This window comes from Vibrio neptunius, from assembly GCF_000967495.1.
In the GTDB taxonomy this organism is placed as follows: domain Bacteria; phylum Pseudomonadota; class Gammaproteobacteria; order Enterobacterales; family Vibrionaceae; genus Vibrio; species Vibrio neptunius.
Window position 1 is genome coordinate 1 of record NZ_JXXU01000071.1, and the last position, 1,578, is coordinate 1,578.

The 1,578-nt window shown below is 53.4% G+C and carries 1 rRNA gene; it reads left to right on the top strand.

From position 1 onward, the window contains the following. Window positions 1-10 precede the first annotated feature (10 nt). Window positions 11-1,563 (top strand): 16S ribosomal RNA (locus tag TW84_RS21110). Window positions 1,564-1,578: the final 15 nt, after the last annotated feature.

The window sequence follows — 1,578 nt, forward strand, 5'->3', positions numbered from 1 at the left end:
ACAAAATCTTAAATTGAAGAGTTTGATCATGGCTCAGATTGAACGCTGGCGGCAGGCCTAACACATGCAAGTCGAGCGGAAACGAGTTAACTGAACCTTCGGGGAACGTTAACGGCGTCGAGCGGCGGACGGGTGAGTAATGCCTGGGAAATTGCCCTGATGTGGGGGATAACCATTGGAAACGATGGCTAATACCGCATAATAGCTTCGGCTCAAAGAGGGGGACCTTCGGGCCTCTCGCGTCAGGATATGCCCAGGTGGGATTAGCTAGTTGGTGAGGTAATGGCTCACCAAGGCGACGATCCCTAGCTGGTCTGAGAGGATGATCAGCCACACTGGAACTGAGACACGGTCCAGACTCCTACGGGAGGCAGCAGTGGGGAATATTGCACAATGGGCGCAAGCCTGATGCAGCCATGCCGCGTGTATGAAGAAGGCCTTCGGGTTGTAAAGTACTTTCAGCAGTGAGGAAGGTGGTGTCGTTAATAGCGGCATCATTTGACGTTAGCTGCAGAAGAAGCACCGGCTAACTCCGTGCCAGCAGCCGCGGTAATACGGAGGGTGCGAGCGTTAATCGGAATTACTGGGCGTAAAGCGCATGCAGGTGGTTTGTTAAGTCAGATGTGAAAGCCCGGGGCTCAACCTCGGAATTGCATTTGAAACTGGCAGACTAGAGTACTGTAGAGGGGGGTAGAATTTCAGGTGTAGCGGTGAAATGCGTAGAGATCTGAAGGAATACCGGTGGCGAAGGCGGCCCCCTGGACAGATACTGACACTCAGATGCGAAAGCGTGGGGAGCAAACAGGATTAGATACCCTGGTAGTCCACGCCGTAAACGATGTCTACTTGGAGGTTGTGGCCTTGAGCCGTGGCTTTCGGAGCTAACGCGTTAAGTAGACCGCCTGGGGAGTACGGTCGCAAGATTAAAACTCAAATGAATTGACGGGGGCCCGCACAAGCGGTGGAGCATGTGGTTTAATTCGATGCAACGCGAAGAACCTTACCTACTCTTGACATCCTCAGAAGAGACTGGAGACAGTCTTGTGCCTTCGGGAACTGAGAGACAGGTGCTGCATGGCTGTCGTCAGCTCGTGTTGTGAAATGTTGGGTTAAGTCCCGCAACGAGCGCAACCCTTATCCTTGTTTGCCAGCGAGTAATGTCGGGAACTCCAGGGAGACTGCCGGTGATAAACCGGAGGAAGGTGGGGACGACGTCAAGTCATCATGGCCCTTACGAGTAGGGCTACACACGTGCTACAATGGCGCATACAGAGGGCGGCCAACTTGCGAAAGTGAGCGAATCCCAAAAAGTGCGTCGTAGTCCGGATTGGAGTCTGCAACTCGACTCCATGAAGTCGGAATCGCTAGTAATCGTAGATCAGAATGCTACGGTGAATACGTTCCCGGGCCTTGTACACACCGCCCGTCACACCATGGGAGTGGGCTGCAAAAGAAGTGGGTAGTTTAACCTTCGGGGGGACGCTCACCACTTTGTGGTTCATGACTGGGGTGAAGTCGTAACAAGGTAGCGCTAGGGGAACCTGGCGCTGGATCACCTCCTTATACGATGATTACTCA